The sequence below is a fragment of the Burkholderia sp. AU19243 genome, from assembly GCF_018148075.1.
In the GTDB taxonomy this organism is placed as follows: Bacteria; Pseudomonadota; Gammaproteobacteria; order Burkholderiales; family Burkholderiaceae; genus Burkholderia; species Burkholderia latens_A.
This window is the reverse complement of the sequence record NZ_JAGSTV010000014.1, coordinates 54584-71641: the sequence shown is the minus strand read 5'-3', so window position 1 is coordinate 71641 and position 17058 is coordinate 54584. Positions and strand designations below refer to the sequence as shown.

At 67.6% G+C, this 17058-nt stretch carries 20 protein-coding genes and 1 riboswitch; all 20 genes read right to left on the bottom strand.

Features of this window, described 5'->3' with window-relative positions; translation table 11 throughout:
- Window positions 1–146: 146 nt before the first annotated feature.
- The gene (gene hisH / locus KDW55_RS23355) at window positions 147–788 is read right to left on the bottom strand and encodes an imidazole glycerol phosphate synthase subunit HisH (protein WP_040143126.1); all 642 of its coding nucleotides are present in this window, start codon (window positions 786–788) and stop codon (window positions 147–149) included.
- Window positions 785–1405 (bottom strand): YchE family NAAT transporter, encoded by a 621-nt coding sequence (locus KDW55_RS23350; RefSeq protein WP_040143123.1) that lies wholly within the window; start codon window positions 1403–1405, stop codon window positions 785–787. The genes hisH and KDW55_RS23350 overlap by 4 nt, the downstream gene beginning before the upstream one ends.
- A gap of 60 nt (window positions 1406–1465) precedes the next feature.
- Window positions 1466–2053 carry an imidazoleglycerol-phosphate dehydratase HisB gene (gene hisB, locus KDW55_RS23345; protein ID WP_006765368.1) on the bottom strand — a complete coding sequence of 196 codons (588 nt, stop codon included), beginning with the start codon at window positions 2051–2053 and terminating at the stop codon, window positions 1466–1468.
- Window positions 2054–2118: 65 nt separating this feature from the next.
- Window positions 2119–3192 (bottom strand): histidinol-phosphate transaminase, encoded by a 1074-nt coding sequence (gene hisC, locus KDW55_RS23340; protein WP_212198046.1) that lies wholly within the window; start codon window positions 3190–3192, stop codon window positions 2119–2121.
- A 119-nt stretch (window positions 3193–3311) separates the two neighbouring features.
- Entirely contained in the window at window positions 3312–4628 is a 1317-nt protein-coding gene (gene hisD, locus KDW55_RS23335; protein WP_040143118.1) for a histidinol dehydrogenase, read from the bottom strand.
- Between the two features lie 24 nt (window positions 4629–4652).
- The gene (hisG, locus tag KDW55_RS23330; RefSeq protein WP_040143117.1) at window positions 4653–5306 is read right to left on the bottom strand and encodes an ATP phosphoribosyltransferase; all 654 of its coding nucleotides are present in this window, start codon (window positions 5304–5306) and stop codon (window positions 4653–4655) included.
- Window positions 5303–6652, bottom strand: a complete 1350-nt coding sequence (murA, locus tag KDW55_RS23325; protein WP_040143115.1) for a UDP-N-acetylglucosamine 1-carboxyvinyltransferase — start codon at window positions 6650–6652, stop codon at window positions 5303–5305. Before murA ends, hisG begins: the two co-directional genes overlap by 4 nt.
- Before the next feature lie 14 nt (window positions 6653–6666).
- Window positions 6667–6906, bottom strand: coding sequence for a BolA family protein (locus tag KDW55_RS23320; protein WP_006477131.1), 240 nt, complete (start codon window positions 6904–6906; stop codon window positions 6667–6669).
- Window positions 6907–6956: 50 nt separating this feature from the next.
- The gene (locus KDW55_RS23315) at window positions 6957–7712 is read right to left on the bottom strand and encodes an ABC transporter permease (RefSeq protein WP_040143113.1); all 756 of its coding nucleotides are present in this window, start codon (window positions 7710–7712) and stop codon (window positions 6957–6959) included.
- Window positions 7709–8635 (bottom strand): ABC transporter ATP-binding protein, encoded by a 927-nt coding sequence (locus KDW55_RS23310; protein WP_040143112.1) that lies wholly within the window; start codon window positions 8633–8635, stop codon window positions 7709–7711. The genes KDW55_RS23315 and KDW55_RS23310 overlap by 4 nt, the downstream gene beginning before the upstream one ends.
- 192 nt (window positions 8636–8827) lie before the next feature.
- Window positions 8828–9103, bottom strand: coding sequence for an STAS domain-containing protein (locus KDW55_RS23305; protein ID WP_040143110.1), 276 nt, complete (start codon window positions 9101–9103; stop codon window positions 8828–8830).
- Window positions 9100–9729 carry an ABC transporter substrate-binding protein gene (locus tag KDW55_RS23300; protein WP_069241901.1) on the bottom strand — a complete coding sequence of 210 codons (630 nt, stop codon included), beginning with the start codon at window positions 9727–9729 and terminating at the stop codon, window positions 9100–9102. Before KDW55_RS23300 ends, KDW55_RS23305 begins: the two co-directional genes overlap by 4 nt.
- Window positions 9730–9839: 110 nt before the next feature.
- Window positions 9840–10811 carry a VacJ family lipoprotein gene (locus tag KDW55_RS23295; RefSeq protein ID WP_059545481.1) on the bottom strand — a complete coding sequence of 324 codons (972 nt, stop codon included), beginning with the start codon at window positions 10809–10811 and terminating at the stop codon, window positions 9840–9842.
- A 32-nt stretch (window positions 10812–10843) separates the two neighbouring features.
- Window positions 10844–11404: an outer membrane lipid asymmetry maintenance protein MlaD gene (gene mlaD, locus KDW55_RS23290; protein ID WP_040143109.1), complete on the bottom strand. Its 561-nt coding sequence runs from the start codon at window positions 11402–11404 to the stop codon at window positions 10844–10846.
- A 24-nt stretch (window positions 11405–11428) separates the two neighbouring features.
- A complete protein-coding gene (gene mlaE, locus KDW55_RS23285) occupies window positions 11429–12196 on the bottom strand; it encodes a lipid asymmetry maintenance ABC transporter permease subunit MlaE (protein WP_011655796.1) in 768 nt (255 codons plus the stop codon).
- Entirely contained in the window at window positions 12193–13014 is an 822-nt protein-coding gene (locus KDW55_RS23280; RefSeq protein ID WP_040143108.1) for an ABC transporter ATP-binding protein, read from the bottom strand. Before KDW55_RS23280 ends, mlaE begins: the two co-directional genes overlap by 4 nt.
- Window positions 13015–13098: 84 nt before the next feature.
- Window positions 13099–14223, bottom strand: coding sequence for a thiamine phosphate synthase (thiE, locus tag KDW55_RS23275; protein WP_069240807.1), 1125 nt, complete (start codon window positions 14221–14223; stop codon window positions 13099–13101).
- The gene (locus KDW55_RS23270) at window positions 14220–15035 is read right to left on the bottom strand and encodes a thiazole synthase (protein ID WP_212161515.1); all 816 of its coding nucleotides are present in this window, start codon (window positions 15033–15035) and stop codon (window positions 14220–14222) included. The genes thiE and KDW55_RS23270 overlap by 4 nt, the downstream gene beginning before the upstream one ends.
- A 38-nt stretch (window positions 15036–15073) precedes the next feature.
- Window positions 15074–15271, bottom strand: a complete 198-nt coding sequence (gene thiS / locus KDW55_RS23265; protein ID WP_040143104.1) for a sulfur carrier protein ThiS — start codon at window positions 15269–15271, stop codon at window positions 15074–15076.
- A gap of 33 nt (window positions 15272–15304) precedes the next feature.
- Window positions 15305–16441, bottom strand: coding sequence for an FAD-dependent oxidoreductase (locus tag KDW55_RS23260; RefSeq protein ID WP_040143103.1), 1137 nt, complete (start codon window positions 16439–16441; stop codon window positions 15305–15307).
- Between the two features lie 234 nt (window positions 16442–16675).
- Window positions 16676–16798: riboswitch (TPP riboswitch) on the bottom strand.
- Window positions 16799–17058 lie beyond the last annotated feature (260 nt).

The following is a 17058-nucleotide window of genomic DNA, read 5'->3' as shown; positions in this document are numbered from 1 at the left end:
TGGAAAATGAAAAGAATCAGGCGCGTACCGGCCAAACCGGTGCCGCGCCGTCTCGCTAGTTTAGTACAACTCTTTCGGCGCTTAAGCTCGCTCGCCACGCGCGACAGGCCGTTCGGCCAGGTCGACTGTGGCTCGCGCGCCACGTTTTACGGCTTCCAGTGCACGAAGTTGCGATACAGACGCAACCCGACCTCGGCGCTTTTCTCCGGGTGGAATTGGGTCGCGAAGATGTTGTCCCGCGCGACCGCGGACGTAAACGGCGCGCCGTATGCCGTTTCGCCGACCGTGTGCGCCGGGTTCTCCGGGCTCACGTAGTAGCTGTGCACGAAATAGAAATATGCGTCGTCGGGCACGCCGTCCCACAGCGGGTGCGGCTGCGCCTGGCGCACGCGGTTCCAGCCCATCTGCGGCACCTTGAAGCGCGAGCCGTCGTCCTGCAGCCGGCCGTCGAGCTCGAAGCGCACGACCTTGCCGGGCAACAGGCCCAGCCCCTTCGTGTCGCCTTCCGCGCTCCAGTCGAACAGCATCTGCTCGCCGACGCACACGCCGAGCAGCGGCTTCGTGCGCGACGCGTCGATCACCGCTTCCTGCAGCCCCGATTCGCCGAGGCAGCGCATGCAGTCGGGCATCGCCCCCTGCCCGGGCAGCACGACGCGGTCGGCCGCGCGAATCGCGGCCGGCGTGTCGACGATCGCCACGTCGGCGGCCGGCTCGGCCTTCTTGAGCGCCTGCGCGACCGAGCGCAGGTTGCCCATCCCATAATCCACAATCGCAATCGAAGTTTTCATCTCAGTGCAGGCAGTAGCGCCCTTAGTCCATTGACGATGAATTCCACCGCCAGCGCCGACAGCATCAAACCCATCAGCCGCGTGGCGATGTTGATGCCGGTGCGGCCGATCCAGTTCGCGATCGGCTCGGCAAGCCGCATCGCGAAGAAACACAGCAAAGCCAGGACCGCGCCGATCGCGACGAGCCCAGCTCGCTCATACCAGTGATGCGAGTTCGCCGCGTAGATGATCACCGTGCTGATCGAGCCGGGGCCCGTGAGCAGCGGAATCGCCAGCGGCACGACCGCGATGTTGTCCTTCAGCTCGGCCTCGTCGCGCTCCTCCGGCGTCGATCGCGTGTTGCCGATCTGCGCGTTCAGCATGTTGATCGCCATCAGCAGCATGATGATCCCGCCGCCGACTTCGAGCGAGCCGACCGAAATGCCGAAGAAGTCGATGATCTGCTGGCCGAGCAGCGTCGTCACCGTCATCACGCAAAACACCGACACCGACGCGATCCGGATCGTGCGACGCCGCTCGGCATCCGTCTGCTGCGCCGTCAGGCTCAGGAAGAACGGCACCGCGCCGACCGGGTTGATCAGCGCCAGCAGCGAAATGAACGATTTGAGCAGATCCATCGCAAGCCGGCGCGCCGCGCCGAAGCCGTGAGGTTGTCCTTGGCGTCGTCCGTTTGGAAGTTAGAGGCTGCCCTTCGTCGACGGAATCTGCCCGGCCGCGCGCTCGTCGAGCTCCACCGCCGCGCGCAGCGCGCGGCCGAACGCCTTGAACACCGTTTCGAGCTGGTGGTGCGCGTTGATTCCGCGCAGGTTGTCGATATGCAGCGTGACGCCCGCGTGGTTCACGAACCCGCGGAAGAACTCGATCGACAGGTCGACGTCGAACGTGCCGATCCGCGCGCGCGTGAACGGCACGTGGAATTCGAGGCCCGGCCGGCCCGAGAAGTCGATCACGACGCGCGACAGCGCCTCGTCGAGCGGCACGTACGAATGGCCGTAGCGGCGGATGCCCTTCTTGTCGCCGACCGCCTTCGCGACGGCCTGGCCGAGCGTGATGCCGACGTCCTCGACCGTATGGTGGTCGTCGATATGCGTATCGCCATGCGCTTCGACCTCGAGATCGATCAGACCATGTCGCGCGATCTGGTCGAGCATATGGTCGAGAAACGGCACGCCGGTGGCCAGCTTCTGCCGGCCCGTACCGTCGAGATCGAGCTTCACACGGATCTGCGTTTCGCTGGTATTGCGAACGACTTCCGCCACACGCATGGCAATTCCTTGATTGAGTCTGATGTAAATGGGGATTGATCGTCGCGCGCCGCCGCGCCCTGGGCTCAACCGGGCAGCGCGAGTTTCAAGGCAGCCAGCAGTCGCGCGTTTTCGTCGGGAGAACCGACGGTCAGCCGCACGCATTCGACCAGCAACGGATGCATTTTACTCACGTTTTTGACCAGCACCCGCTCCGTGAGCAATGCGTCGAATACGGCCGCCGCGTCCGGCACGCGCACCAGCAGGAAATTGCCGGCGCTCGGGAATACCGTCGTGCCCGGCAGCGCGGCCACGGCCTCGGCAAGGCGCGCGCGTTCCGCGCGCAGTTCGGCCGCCTGCGCATCGAGTACGTCGAGGTGGTCAAGCAGGAAATCGGCGGTCGCCTGCGTCAGTACGTTGATGTTGTACGGCGGGCGCACTTTGTCGAATTCGGTCAGCCACGCGGGCAGCCCGGCGAGGTAGCCGAGGCGGATGCCCGCCAGGCCAAGCTTCGACACCGTGCGCATCACGACGACGTTGTCGAACTCGGCCGCGCGCGGCAGCCACGAGCGCTCCGCGAACGGCTGGTACGCCTCGTCGATCACGACCAGGCTGTGCTGCGCGGCCGCAATGATCCGCTCGACGTCGGCTTCGTCGTACAGCGTGCCGGTCGGGTTGTTCGGATACGCGAGATAGACGAGCGCGGGCCGGTGCTCGGCAATCGCCGCGATCATCGCGCCGGCGTCGAGCGTCAGGTCGGCCTTCAGCGGCACGCCGACGAATTCGAGCTGCGCGAATTTCGCCGACAGCTCGTACATCACGAAACCGGGCACCGGCGCAAGCGCCTTCGCGCCGGGCTTCGCGCACGCCATCGCCATCATGCTGATGATTTCGTCCGAACCGTTGCCGAGCAGCACGTCGCATGCGGCCGGCACGCCCATCGTGCGGCGCAGCTTGTCGAGCAGCGCGGCCGGACGCGGCGCCGGGTAGCGGTTCAGCGCGACCTGCGCAAGGCGCTCGCCGAGCGCCGCCGCGAGCGGTGCGGGCAGCGAATACGGATTCTCCATCGCGTCGAGTTTCACGAAGCCGGTCGCGTCCGGCACCGGGTAGCTCGTCATCGCGAGCACGTCGCGGCGAATGATGTCTTGTGGTGTCGTCATGGTCTCAAGCCGGCGTGCATCGCGCCGGCATCAAATGGTCGGCAAGGCGGCGGCTGCCGCCCTGCGCCGGGTCTCCTCGTCGACCGGAGCCAATGCGTCGGCATCGGCTCCGGCGCGCGTCACCCTTTCATCCGCAGTTCGGCGCTGCGCGCGTGCGCCTGCAGCCCTTCGCCGTACGCGAGCTCGGACGCGATCTCGCCGAGCGTCTGCGCGCCTTCCGCGCTCACTTCGATCAGGCTCGAGCGCTTGATGAAGTCGTACACGCCGAGCGGCGACGAGAAGCGCGCGGTACGCGACGTCGGCAGCACGTGGTTCGGCCCCGCGCAGTAGTCGCCGAGGCTTTCGCTCGTGTAGCGGCCGAGGAAGATGGCGCCCGCGTGGCGGATCTGCTGGCCCCATTGCTGCGGCTCCAGCGCGGAGATTTCGAGGTGCTCGGGCGCGATGTCGTTCGCGATCCGGCACGCCTCGGCCATGTCGCGCACCTTGATCAGCGCGCCGCGACCTTCGAGCGATGCGCGGATCACGTCCTGGCGCGGCATCGTCGGCAGCAGTTCGCCGATCGCCTTCTCGACGCGGTCGATGAACGCGGCGTCCGGGCACAGCAGGATCGACTGCGCGAGCTCGTCGTGTTCGGCCTGCGAGAACAGGTCCATCGCGACCCAGGCCGGATCGGTCGTGCCGTCGCACAACACGAGGATCTCCGACGGGCCGGCGATCATGTCGATCCCGACCGTGCCGAATACGCGGCGCTTCGCCGACGCGACGTAAGCGTTGCCGGGCCCGCAGATCTTGTCGACGGCCGGCACCGTCTCGGTGCCGTACGCGAGCGCGCCGACCGCCTGCGCGCCGCCGATCGTAAATACGCGATCGACGCCGCCGAGCAGCGCCGCGGCGAGCACGAGATCGTTCTTCACGCCGTCGGGGGTCGGAACGACCATCACGATTTCGCCGACGCCGGCAACGCGCGCGGGAATCGCGTTCATCAGCACGGACGACGGATATGCAGCCTTGCCGCCCGGCACGTACAGGCCGACGCGGTCGAGCGGCGTGACCTTCTGGCCGAGCACGGTGCCGTCGCTTTCCGTGTACTGCCAGCTATGTGTGCCGCACTCGATCTTCTGTTTCTCGTGGTACGCCCGCACCCGCGCGGCAGCGGCTTCCAGCGCCGCGCGCGCTTTCGGCGCGAGGCCGTCGAGTGCCGCCTGCAGCGCGTCCTGCGGCAGTTCCAGCGCGGCGACGCTCTGCGCGTCGAGCCGGTCGAAGCGGTTCGTGTACTCGAGCACCGCGGCGTCGCCGCGCGACTTCACGTCGGCGAGAATCTTCGCGACCGACTGCTCGATCGCTTCGTCCTCGCTCGCCTCGAACGCGAGCACCGCACGCAGCGCGGCGTCGAAGCCGTCGCTCGTCGAATCGAGTTTGCGGATGGTGATGGCCATGGGAATTCCGTTACGGTGATGCGCTCAATTGCCATTCTGCGACGCGCGTTCGAACGCGTCGAGAATCGGCTTGAGCGCGGCGCGCTTCAACTTCAGCGCAGCCTGGTTCACGACGAGGCGCGACGAGATCGCCATGATCTCCTCGACCTCGACCAGATTGTTCGCCTTCAGCGTACCGCCCGAGCTGACGAGGTCGACGATCGCGTCGGCCAGCCCCACGAGCGGCGCGAGCTCCATCGAGCCGTACAGCTTGATCAGGTCGACGTGCACGCCCTTCGCGGCGAAGTGTTCGCGCGCCGTTTCGACGTACTTGGTCGCGACCCGCAGCCGCGCGCCCTGGCGCACCGCGCTCGCGTAGTCGAATCCGGCCGGCACGGCCACCGACATCCGGCAGCGTGCAATGTTCAGATCGATCGGCTGGTACAGGCCCGAGCCGCCGTGCTCGATGAGCACGTCCTTGCCGGCCACGCCGAAGTCCGCCGCGCCGTATTCGACGTAGGTGGGCACGTCGCTCGCGCGCACGATGATCACGCGCAGGTTCGGATCGGTCGTCGGCAGGATCAGCTTGCGCGACGTTTCCGGGTCCTCGGCGACGTGTACGCCGGCGGCCGCCAGCAGCGGCAGGGTTTCCTCGAAAATCCGGCCCTTCGACAGGGCGAGGGTCAACGGCGCAGTCATGCTTGGCTCCCGGAGAGGCGGCGCACGTTCGCGCCGACGGCAGTCAGTTTCGTTTCCATGCGGTCGTAGCCGCGGTCCAGGTGATAGATGCGGTCGACGAGCGTTTCGCCTTCCGCGCGCAGCCCGGCGATCACGAGGCTCGCAGACGCGCGCAGATCGGTGGCCATCACGTTCGCGCCGGACAGCTTGTCGACGCCCGTCACGAGCGCGGTGTTGCCGTCGATCGTGATGTTCGCGCCGAGCCGGTTCAGTTCCTGCACGTGCATGAAGCGGTTCTCGAAAATGGTCTCGACAACCTGCGCGGTACCCGTCGCGACCGAATTGAGCGCCATGAACTGCGCCTGCATGTCGGTCGGGAACGCCGGATATTCAGACGTGCGGATCGTCACTGCCTGCGGGCGGCGGTCCATCTTCACGCGCAGCCAGCTGTCGCCTTCCTCGATCGACACGCCCGCCTCGCGCAGCTTGTCGATCACCGCATCGAGGATGTGCGGGCGCACGCCCGTCAGCAGCACGTCGCCGCCCGCCGCCGCGACCGCGCACAGGAACGTGCCCGCCTCGATGCGGTCCGGAATCACCGAATGACGTGCGCCATGCAGCCGCTCGACGCCCTGGATCACGAGACGGTCGGTGCCGATGCCGTCGATTTTCGCGCCCATCGCGACCAGCAAGTGTGCGAGATCGCTCACTTCCGGCTCGCGGGCCGCGTTCTCGATCACCGTTTCGCCGTCGGCGAGCGTCGCGGCCATCAGCAGGTTTTCCGTGCCCGTCACCGTGATCATGTCGGTCACGATGCGCGCGCCCTTCAGCCGCTTCGCGCGCGCGTCGATGAAGCCGTGCTCGATGCTGATCTCGGCGCCCATTGCCTGCAGGCCCTTGATGTGCTGGTCGACCGGACGCGCACCGATCGCGCAGCCGCCAGGCAGCGACACCTTGGCCTCGCCGAAGCGCGCGAGCAGCGGCCCGAGCACGAGGATCGACGCGCGCATCGTCTTCACGAGCTCGTAAGGCGCGACGAGATTGTCGACGTGCGACGCATCGAGTTGCACGCGGCAGCCGTCCGTTTCGCTCTTCACGCCCATCTGGTTCAGCACCTTCAGCGTCGTGCGCACATCCTTCAGATTCGGCACGTTGTCGAGCTCGACCGGCTCGGCGCTGAGCAGCCCTGCGCACAGGATCGGTAGCGCGGCGTTCTTCGCGCCCGACACGACGATTTCGCCCGACAGCCGGCGACCGCCTTCAATCACCAGCTTGTCCATCCCCTGTCCCTGCGATTCCCCGTTGGCGGCCGGGTGTGCCGTGGCGACGCTCTGGACGGCGTCGCGCTCGTTGACGGTGACTTGCACTCAGTGGTTCCGGGTTATGCGTTCTGCCATTCGGCGGGCGTCAGCGTCTTCATGCTGAGCGCGTGGATTTCCTGCTTCATGCGGTCGCCGAGCGCCGCATAGACGAGCTGGTGCCGCTGGATCGGCCGCTTGCCTTCGAAGGCCGCCGACACGATCGTCGCGAAGAAATGCTGGCCGTCGCCTTCGACTTCCAGATGAGTGCAGGCGAGACCGCCGGCGATGTATTGCTTGACCTGTTCGGGAGTCGGCAACATGAGGGGCTCCTGTCGGCGCGTGCCGCCCGAGGCGGCCGCTGCCGTCGATATCAATGACGCAGTTTGTAGCCGGTCGCGAGCAGCCGCATCGCGAACGCCGCGAGCAGCACGAAGAAACCGGTGACGATCGCGAGGCTCGCGAGCGGGTTGATGTCGGACGCGCCGAAGAACCCGTAACGGAAGCCGTCGATCATGTAGAAAAACGGATTGAGACGCGAGATCTCGCGCCACACGGGCGGCAGCGAGTGCGTCGAATAGAACACGCCGGACAGGAACGTCAGCGGCATGATCAGGAAGTTCTGGAAGGCGGCGAGCTGATCGAACTTTTCGGCCCAGATCCCGGCGATCAGCCCGAGCGTGCCGAGGATCGCCGAGCCCAGCAGCGCGAACGCGAGGATGAACAACGGCGCGGCGAAGTGCGTCGGAATGAACCAGATCGTCACGACGAACACGCCGGCGCCGACCGCGAGCCCGCGCACGACCGACGCAAGCACGTACGCGCCGAAGATGTCCTTGTAGGATAGCGGCGGCAACAGCACGAACACGAGGTTGCCGGTGATCTTCGACTGGATCAGCGACGACGAGCTGTTCGCGAACGCGTTTTGCAGCACGCTCATCATCACGAGGCCGGGCACCAGGAAACTCACGTACTCGACGCCCGGATACACTTCGACGCGGCCCGACAGCGCGTGGCCGAAGATCGTCAGATACAGCAGCGCCGTGACGATCGGCGCGCACACCGTCTGGAACGACACCTTCCAGAAGCGCAGCAGTTCCTTGTAGAACAGGGTTTGAAAACCGCTCATGCGAGTCCCTCGACGACTTCTGCTCCGTTCATCACCTGGACGAACACGTCCTCGAGGTCGGCCTTGCGGACCTCAATCTCGTCGAACGTGCAACCCGCCGCGCGACACTGCGCGAGGATGCGTTCGACATCGTCGTAGTTCGCCAGGCGCAGCAGGTGCTCGCCCGGCGCGCGCGCGGCCGGATCCGTTTCCATCCCGCGCAGCTCGGCCGGCAGCGCGCCGGTCGCGAGCCGCAGGTACAGCTGCAGCCCCGCAAAGCGGCGCAGCAACGCATCGGTGCGGTCGAGCGCGACCACTTCACCGCGACGCAGCATCGCGATGCGGTCGCACAGCGACTCGGCTTCCTCGAGGTAATGGGTCGTCAGGACGATCGTGTGGCCCTCGCGGTTCAGCCGCGAGATGAATTTCCACAGCGTCTGGCGCAGCTCGACGTCGACTCCGGCTGTAGGCTCGTCGAGCACGATCACCGGCGGCCGGTGCACGAGCGCCTGTGCGACGAGCACGCGGCGCTTCATCCCGCCCGACAGCGCGCGCATGTTCGCGTCGGCCTTTTCCGTGAGGTCGAGATTGGCCATCACTTCGTCGATCCAGTCGTCGTTGCGACGCAGCCCGAAATAGCCGGACTGGATCCGCAGCGTCTCGCGGACGGTGAAGAACGGGTCGAACACGAGCTCCTGCGGCACGACGCCGAGCGCGCGGCGCGCGCCGCGGAAGTCCTTGACGACGTCGTGGCCGCGCACGGAGATACTGCCTTCATCGGCCCGGGCTAGCCCGGCGAGGATACTGATGAGCGTGGTCTTGCCTGCGCCGTTGGGGCCGAGCAGACCGAAAAACTCGCCTTCCTCGACCGACAGGCTGACGCCCTTGAGCGCCTGAAGCGATTTGTAGCGCTTCTTGACGTGACGGATTTCTATGGCTGACATGACTGTGCGCGACGCAACGGCCGCGACGCCTATTCTGTGCTTGCTGCGAATGAAAATGGGGGCCGGACGCCGATTGGCAGCCCCGCAAAACGCTTGATTATAGGGCAAACCGGCTGGTGGAGCCGACGCGGCAGGCGCGCGGCCTGAAGCGTGCGCGCGCCGGCTGGCGCGGCAGGCTTCGAGCGGACAGGGTCAATGTCGGCCGGTGGGTTCGACGAGGGTGTCGACGCCGTACGCGCGAGCGAGACTCGCGAGCTTCGGAGGGAGATTGAGGATGTCGAGGGTGGCGCCGCGCGCGTGGGCGGCGCGTTGCCATGCGAGCAGCACGGCAAGCGCGGACGAGTCGAACTGCGTGAGCGCGGCAAAATCGACGGCGGTGGCGCCCGCGTCGATGCGCGCGAGACCGTCCGCGAGCGCGGCCTTCGCGCTCGCGACGGTCAGCGACGAGCCGGCTGCGAAGCCGCTCACGACGCCTGCTTGCCGGCGGCAAGCTCCTGGTTGCGCTGCGTCAGGAACTTGATCAGGCCGTCGACGCCGCTTTGCTGGATCTTCTCGTTGAACTGCTGCTGGTACGTCTGGATCAGCCATGCACCCAGCACGTTCAGGTCATAGACCTTCCAGCCGTTGGCCGTCTTGTACAGGCGGTAGTCGATCTGGACCGGCTGGCCGTTGTTCATCGCGATCGTCTTCACGACGACGTCGGTGTCCGCGGGATCGGCGCGGAACGGCGGGTACTGGATCTGCTGGTCCGGCTTCAGCTGCGCGAGCGCGCCCGAGTACGTGCGGATCAGCAGCAGCTTGAACTGCTCCTGGACCTGCTGTTGCTGGTCGGCCGTCGCCGTGCGCCAGTTGCGGCCCATTGCGAGCTGCGTGGTGCGGCGGAAATCGGTGTACGGCAGGATGTCCTTGTTGACGATCGAGATGATGCGGTTGGTATCGCCCTGCTTGATCGTCTGTTGCTTGACCTCGTCGAGCACCTGCTGCGTTGCCGTCTTGATCAGCGCCTGCGGGTTCGACTGGTCGACTTGCGCGTGAGCTGCGCTGCCGAACGAGAACAGCGCCGCGAATACGGGAATCAGGAACAGTTTTTTCATCATGGTGACCTGCATGAAAAGTCGATGCGAAGGTTGGAGCCGGTAGCTTACGCGCAAGTTCGCGCACGCTACCGACTGAATCGTTTCCGGCTGTAACGAATGTAAGTTCGTCAGTGCAGCTTGATGCTCGGGAAGCGGAAGCCGCCCGGCGCCGGCGGCGTCATCTGCATCGCCGGCACATTGGTCGCACTCGCCGGGTTCGGCGATTCGGCGCTCCCCGATGCCGGTGCAGCAACGGCCGCGCCCGATGCGCCCGCGGGCGCCGTCGCGCCGCCGACTGCGGCTGCACCCGCCGCGCCCGCCGCGCCGGTCGCCGCCGGTGCGGGCGCCGCGCCGTCGTCCGGCAGATCGTACTTCGGCAGCGCATCGTTGCCCGACGTCGTCGACGCCTCGCCGCGCGCATTGTCGATCAGCATCTGGCGGCGCTGCAGGTACGCGTTGCGTACGAACGAGTACTTGTCGAGCGCCGCGGCATCGAGCACGTCGCCGGCGCCGAGCAGGTTCGCACGCGTGTTCACGAGGTTCACGCCGAACAGGCCCCAGCTGAGCCCGTCGGGCTTCACGTACGTGAGCGGATTGCCGACGTAGTCGACGCCGAGGCCGGCCGTGTCGCGCAGCGTGCTCGGTCCGAGCAGCGGCAGCACGAGATACGGGCCCGACGGCATGCCGTAGCGGCCCATCGTGATCCCGAAGTCGGCCGTGTGCTTCGGCAGCTTCGCGATCGTCGCGACGTCGAACAGGCCGCCGACGCCGAACACCGTGTTGATCACGACCCGCATGATGTCGCCGACACCGTCCGCGATTCGCAGCTGCACGATGTTGTTCGCGGCGATGTAGACGTCGCCGATGTTCGAGAAGAAGTTCGTCACACTGTCGCGCACCGGCTGCGGCACCACGTACTGGTAACCCTTCGCGACCGGCTTCAGCGCGTAGGTGTCGACCGTGTCGTTGAACTTGTACATCGTGCGGTTGAAGCCTTCGAGCGGATCGCCCTTGGTCGGCGTCTGCACGGTCGCGCAACCGCTCAACGCGGCGACTGCCGCCACGGCGAGCGCGGCGTGCCTGATGCGGATCGTCTGCATGGTCATTACCCTCTTGTCGTTCTCTCGTGTGGTTATTGGCCGGCCGCCCCGGACACCGCGGACGCCGGCACCGCAACCGGTGCGGGCGCGGCCGGCGTCGCCGGTGCGCCTGCCGCGGGCTTCGCGCCGCCCGCATCGGCTGCCTTGCTGTACAGGAACTGGCCGATCAGGTTCTCGAGCACGATGGCCGACTGCGTCATCGTGATCGTATCGCCGGCCTTCAGCATTTCGGTGTCGCCGCCCGGATCGAGGCCGATGTACTGCTCGCCGAGCAGGCCCGACGTCAGGATCTTCGCGGACGAGTCCTTCGGGAACTGGTACTGGCCGTCGACGTCGATCGTCACGACCGCCTGATAGGTGTTGGTGTCGAAACCGATCGACTTCACGCGGCCGACGACGACGCCCGCGCTCTTCACGGCCGCACGCGGCTTCAGCCCGCCGATGTTGTCGAATTTCATTCTCACCGAGTAGGTCGGCTGAAACGACAGCGAGCTCATGTTGCCGACCTTCAGCGCAAGGAACAGCACCGCAAGGAAGCCCACCACCACGAACAGGCCGACCCAGAAGTCGAGAGCAGTCTTTTTCATCGTCATCCCAAAATTTGGCTTGGCTGAGGCTTAGCTGAACATCAGCGCGGTCAGCAGGAAATCGAGGCCGAGTACGGCGAGCGACGCGAACACGACCGTCTTGGTCGTCGCACGCGACACGCCCTCGGGCGTGGGCTTCGCTTCATACCCTTGAAACAGTGCAATGAAGGTCACGGCGAATCCGAACACGATGCTCTTGATCACGCCGTTGCCGACGTCGGCCCATACCTGGACCCCGCCCTGCATTTGCGACCAGAACGCGCCAGGATCGACGCCGATCAGCACGACGCCGACGAAATAGCCGCCGAGCACGCCAACCGCGTTGAAGATCGCCGCGAGCAAGGGCATCGCAATGATGCCGGCCCACAGGCGCGGCGCGATCACGGTCTTGATCGGATCGACGGCCATCATCTCGAGCGCGGTGAGCTGCTCGCCGGCCTTCATCAGGCCGATCTCTGCGGTGAGCGACGTGCCCGCGCGGCCCGCGAACAGCAGCGCGGTGACGACAGGCCCGAGTTCGCGCACGAGCGACAGCGCGACCAGCAGGCCGAGCGCCTGTTCGGACCCGTAGCGATTCAGCGTGTAATAGCCCTGCAGGCCGAGCACGAAACCGACGAACAGACCCGACACGGCGATGATTACGAACGAATAGTTGCCGAGGAAGTGGATCTGCTTCGTGACCAGCCGCGGCCGGCGCAGCAGCGGGAAGAATTCCAGCACGAGGCGCACGAACAGCCGCGTGCCGTAGCCCGCGCGTTCGAGGCCGCCGATGACGTAACGTCCGATCGCGCTGATCATGCGCGCCCTCCGCCGAGCCCGAAATCCGCTGCGAGCGGCGGGCTCGTGTAATGAAATTTGTACGGGCCGTCCGGCGCGCCGTCGATGAACTGGCGCACGCTCGGATCGGTCGATGCGCGCAGCTCGTCGGGCGTACCCTGCGCGAGCACGCCGCCATTGGCCAGAAAATACACGTAATCGGCGATCGCGAACGACTCCGGCACGTCGTGCGTGACGAGGATCGACGTCGCCCCGAGCGCCTGGTTCAGCGTGCGGATCAGGTTCGCGGTGATGCCGAGCGAGATCGGATCGAGGCCCGCGAACGGCTCGTCGTACATGATGAGTTCCGGATCGAGCGCGATCGCGCGCGCGAGGGCGATGCGGCGCGCCATCCCGCCCGACACCTCGGACGGCATCAGATCGCGCGCGCCGCGCAGGCCGACCGCGTTCAGCTTCATCAGCACGAGATCGCGGATCAGGTCTTCGGGCAGGTCGGTGTGTTCGCGCAGCGCGAACGCGACGTTCTCGAACACCGACATGTCGGTGAAGAGCGCGCCGAACTGGAACAGCATGCCCATCTTGCGGCGCAGCGCGTACAAGCCGTCGCGCGTCTGCGCGCCGACGTCGGCGCCGTCGAACAGCACCTGGCCGCGGTTCGCGCGCACGAGGCCGCCGATCAGGCGCAGCACGGTCGTCTTGCCGCAGCCCGACCCGCCCATGACGGCGACGACCTGGCCGCGCCCGAAGCGCAGGTTCAGGTTCGACAGGACGAGGCGCTCGCCATAGCCGAAGTCGACGTCGCGAAGTTCCAGCAGTGTGTCGGTAGGAGTGGGGCTCACGGAGCTGACAGTCCTTTTACGCAGAACGCCGAATTATAGGGCCTGCATCGGAATGATGTCGTGAAGCCGTTCCGCGCCCTGCGGTCAACGATTGTCAAATTGTGAGGCAAAACATTGCTGCAACGCAACAATGGCAGCCCGATAGTCGGCGGCGCCCGTCACCGCGCTGACGACCGCGACGCTGCCGACGCCCGTCGCCAGCACGTCCGGCAGCGCGTCGAGCCCCACGCCGCCGATCGCGACGAGCGGCGCTTGGGGGCCCGCGAAGCACGCATAGCGCGCAATCCTGGCGAGGCCCTGCGGCGGCGCGGCGACTGCCTTGGTCGCGGTCGCGTAGACGGGGCCGAGCGCCAGGTAGCTCGGACGCTCGTGCAACGCCCGCAACATCTCGTAATAGCCGTGGCTCGACAGCCCGAGCCGCAGTCCGGCCCGCGCGATCGCGGCCAGATCGGCGGTTTCCAGGTCTTCCTGACCCAGATGAACGCCGTACGCCCCCTCTTCTACCGCGATCTGCCAGTGATCGTTGATGAACACGCGTGCATCGGGATAGCGGCGTCCGGCCGCGACCGCGCGCGCGATTTCCCGGCGGAGTGCGTCGGGGCCAGCCTCTTTCACGCGCAATTGCACGGTGCGCACGCCGCACTCGAGCACACGCTCGACCCATTCAGCATCGGGGACCACCGGATAAAGGCCGAGCTGCGCGGGGCACGGCGGGAACGCGGGCTCCGGCGCGGCGGCCAGGCCGGCAACCCGCGGGAACCGTGCGGCATCGACGGGCCAAGCGTCGGCATCGCGCGTGTCGTCGCCATCGCGCCATGCGAGCGCGAGCACCAGCGCGTCGATCGGCGCAAAACCGCAGTCGAGGAACGCGGCGAGCGCCGCGATCCAGTCGTCCGCGAGCGGATGCGCAGCTTCCAGCGCATGGCGCACGCCCGCGGCGTGCAGGGTCGCGCCGCGCTCGTCGAATTCGATCGCGACGGCGTCCGCCGAGGCCGGCCGCGATGCCGCCGACACGCGCGCCTGCGCGGCACGGTCCCCGGCCGACACGATCAGCACGTCGCCGTCCGCCGGCGCCTCGGGCGCCGCGACGCAGAGCCGCCACGGCGTCGTGGCGGCCGGCCAGTCGCCGAGGCGCGCACGAATCCGTTCTGCCGCTTCGGCGAGCTCGTCGGCCGGCGGCCAGAACGCGTCGGCGAAGCGCGCGCTCATGCGGCGCCCCCGTCCTGATGCCAGAACGGCATCCCGACGACCGGCGTGCTCGCGTGCGCGGTCTCGCGCGCGTCCATCGGCCCGGCGAGGTAGGCCGCGCGGCCGGCCTCGACGCCCTGCGCGAACGCCCGCGCCATGATTTCCGGATGCGTGGCCTGCGACACGGCCGTGTTCAGCAGCACGCCGTCGAAGCCCCACTCCATCACCTGGCATGCGTGAGACGGCACGCCGAGCCCCGCGTCGACGATCAGCGGCACGTCGGGCAGTCGCTCGCGCAGCACGCGCAGCCCGTACGGGTTCACGACGCCCTTGCCGGTGCCGATCGGCGCGCCCCACGGCATCAGCGCCTCGCAGCCGACATCGAGGAGGCGCCGGCCGATCACGAGGTCCTCCGTGCAGTACGGCAGCACCTTGAAGCCGTCCTTGACCAGTTGCGCGGCGGCCTCGATCAGGCCCACCGGATCGGGCTGCAGCGTGTAGTCGTCGCCGATCAGCTCGAGCTTGATCCAGTCGGTCTCGAACACCTCGCGCGCCATGTGCGCGGTCGTCACCGCTTCGGCAACGGTCTGGCAGCCGGCCGTGTTCGGCAGCAGCGGCACCGCGTGGCGCTTGAGCAGCTCGAAGAAACCGGCTTCGGCGGTGCCGCCGGTCATCTGGCGGCGCAACGCGACCGTCACCATCCCGGGACGCGACGCGACGATCGAATCGGACAGCGATTGCAGCGACGGATAGCGCGACGTGCCGAGCAGCACGCGGCTTGCGAAGGTTTCGCCGTACAGCGTGAGCGCGTCGGCGGAAGTGAGGGACGTCATGTCGATTTCCTGGAGGAGCGTGGGCGAACCGGCGGCGCTCAGCCGCCCGCGACGGGGTGCACCACGTCGAGCTTGTCGCCCGCCGCGAGCGCGCGCGCCGCATGCTGCGTGCGCGCGACGAAATGGCCGTTCAGCGCGACCGCGTACGGCGGCCGCGCGCCGTACGCTTCGAGCGCGTCGGCCACCGTTGCGCCGTCGGGCAGCGTCAGTGTCTGTTGATTGATCTGGATGTCCATGGAGCTTGGTCGGATTCGATCGGCGGCGCGCAATCAGGCCGGCTGGCGTGCGTCGTCGCGATGGTGAAGGAGCGTCGGCCAGCGCGCGGCATCGCGCCATGCGTCGAACGCGTCGGTATCGGCGAACGCGCCGCCGAGCGCGGCCTGCGCAAATTCAACCGCCGCGTGCGCGACTTCCGGCGCGATCATGAAGCCATGCCGGTACAGGCCGTTGACGGCCAGCGTCGTCGCGCCGTCCCAGATCACCGCCGGGCGATGATCGGGCAGCGTCGGTCGGCACTGCGCGTTGAGTTCAAGGATGCGCGCCTCGCCGAAGGCCGGATGAACGGAGAACGCCGCGCTCAGCAGTTCGAGGGCGGAGCGCACGCTGACCGGCGACATGTCCTCGCCCTCGACCTCGGTCGCGCCGATCACATACAGGTCGTCCTGCTTCGGCGCGATGTACAGCGGATAGCGCGGATGCAGCAGCCGCACCGGCCGCGTAAGACCGATGCCGGGCGCCCGCACGCGCGCAACCTCGCCGCGGATGCCGCGCAGCGCAGGCAGCGCGGATTTGGCGCCGAGGCCGCGGCAGTCGATCGTGAAATGCGCGTCGGGCCGATTCGCGTCGTCGATCGTCGCGTGCCAGTGCAGCGCGACGCCGCGTTGCGCGAGGCCTGCCGCGAGCGCGCGCAACGCCTGCCGGTTGTCGAGCTGCCCTTCGCGCGGCAGCATCAGCCCGCGCGCGAAGCGCCCGGCGAGTGCGGGCTCGGCCGCGTCGACCTGCGCGCCGGCCAACGCGATGAAGCCGCCGTCGAACAGCTCGGCCGGCGCGTTCGCGCGCACGCGCCGTTCGAACAGCGGCGCCTCCGCGCGATCCGCGTGATGCCAGACGACGAGCGTGCCGCGATGCTGAAAGAACACGGATTCAGGAAGCTCGGCGAGCCACTGCGGCCAGCGAGCGAGCGACGCCGCGCCAAGCTCGGCAATCAGGCGTTCGGCGCTCGCCGCCTCGGCGAGCGGCGCGAGCATCGCGGCCGCGATCCACGCGGCCGACTGCTCGCCGTCCGGACCGCCGCGCTCGTACAGCGCGACGCGGTGCCCGTCGCCCGCGAGCCGCCACGCGATCAGGCGGCCGACGAGGCCGCCGCCGAGTACCGCGAAATCGGGCCGGGAAGCGTGGAGATTCATTGCGCGCCCTCCCCGCGAGCCGCGCGCACATCTGCAGCGAATGCCGGCGCACGCGCACCGCCGCGTGCAGACACACACGGCGGCGAACCGGAAACAGCGCAAAAGACTGAAGATTGAGCGGTCATCATTCCTTCCGTAACGCGCGACGCGCGTACCCAAAAGGACGAAACCGGCGGCAGCGGCCGGCCGGGCGGGACTTGGGCGCTGACCATGTGGGATGGCAGCCAGCGCGGCCCGGCGGGATCAGAAACTTCCCTCGCCGGTATTACCCGGATCGGGTGCGAAGGGTCTTTCTCAGCCTCGCCGCGTTGCCCGGAACTACCCGCGGCCGCGCTCGAAGCACCCCTGTTTCGTCGTCGGCCATTAGACCATAAAAGCGGAAAACGCCGCAAACTGTCCCCCATGCGGCAAATTCGCCGTCGTGCCGCGCACGCTCTGGCACAATGCCCGCAGGCCGGCCGCGCGAGCGGTCGGTTGCCGCGTCACTGCCGGTCTTAAGGGCCGTTTAAGACGTGCAGGCCACCATCCGGACGCCCGCCGTCAGTCGGCCCCCGTGCCGGCATGCCGCACGCCGTATCGCGGCGCGCACCCGGCCTCGCCGGGCCCCGCGCGCCGGC

What these genes read in the sequence shown, in the direction of transcription:
- hisH (WP_040143126.1), bottom strand. Translation starts at nt 788, where the DNA reads ATGAAAACTTCGATTGCGATTGTGGATTATGGGATGGGCAACCTGCGC.
- KDW55_RS23350 (WP_040143123.1), bottom strand. Translation starts at nt 1,405, where the DNA reads ATGGATCTGCTCAAATCGTTCATTTCGCTGCTGGCGCTGATCAACCCG.
- hisB (WP_006765368.1), bottom strand. Translation starts at nt 2,053, where the DNA reads ATGCGTGTGGCGGAAGTCGTTCGCAATACCAGCGAAACGCAGATCCGT.
- hisC (WP_212198046.1), bottom strand. Translation starts at nt 3,192, where the DNA reads ATGACGACACCACAAGACATCATTCGCCGCGACGTGCTCGCGATGACG.
- hisD (WP_040143118.1), bottom strand. Translation starts at nt 4,628, where the DNA reads ATGGCCATCACCATCCGCAAACTCGATTCGACGAGCGACGGCTTCGAC.
- hisG (WP_040143117.1), bottom strand. Translation starts at nt 5,306, where the DNA reads ATGACTGCGCCGTTGACCCTCGCCCTGTCGAAGGGCCGGATTTTCGAG.
- KDW55_RS23320 (WP_006477131.1), bottom strand. Translation starts at nt 6,906, where the DNA reads ATGTTGCCGACTCCCGAACAGGTCAAGCAATACATCGCCGGCGGTCTC.
- KDW55_RS23315 (WP_040143113.1), bottom strand. Translation starts at nt 7,712, where the DNA reads ATGAGCGGTTTTCAAACCCTGTTCTACAAGGAACTGCTGCGCTTCTGG.
- KDW55_RS23310 (WP_040143112.1), bottom strand. Translation starts at nt 8,635, where the DNA reads ATGTCAGCCATAGAAATCCGTCACGTCAAGAAGCGCTACAAATCGCTT.
- KDW55_RS23300 (WP_069241901.1), bottom strand. Translation starts at nt 9,729, where the DNA reads ATGAAAAAACTGTTCCTGATTCCCGTATTCGCGGCGCTGTTCTCGTTC.
- KDW55_RS23295 (WP_059545481.1), bottom strand. Translation starts at nt 10,811, where the DNA reads ATGCAGACGATCCGCATCAGGCACGCCGCGCTCGCCGTGGCGGCAGTC.
- mlaD (WP_040143109.1), bottom strand. Translation starts at nt 11,404, where the DNA reads ATGACGATGAAAAAGACTGCTCTCGACTTCTGGGTCGGCCTGTTCGTG.
- mlaE (WP_011655796.1), bottom strand. Translation starts at nt 12,196, where the DNA reads ATGATCAGCGCGATCGGACGTTACGTCATCGGCGGCCTCGAACGCGCG.
- thiE (WP_069240807.1), bottom strand. Translation starts at nt 14,223, where the DNA reads ATGAGCGCGCGCTTCGCCGACGCGTTCTGGCCGCCGGCCGACGAGCTC.
- KDW55_RS23270 (WP_212161515.1), bottom strand. Translation starts at nt 15,035, where the DNA reads ATGACGTCCCTCACTTCCGCCGACGCGCTCACGCTGTACGGCGAAACC.
- thiS (WP_040143104.1), bottom strand. Translation starts at nt 15,271, where the DNA reads ATGGACATCCAGATCAATCAACAGACACTGACGCTGCCCGACGGCGCA.
- KDW55_RS23260 (WP_040143103.1), bottom strand. Translation starts at nt 16,441, where the DNA reads ATGAATCTCCACGCTTCCCGGCCCGATTTCGCGGTACTCGGCGGCGGC.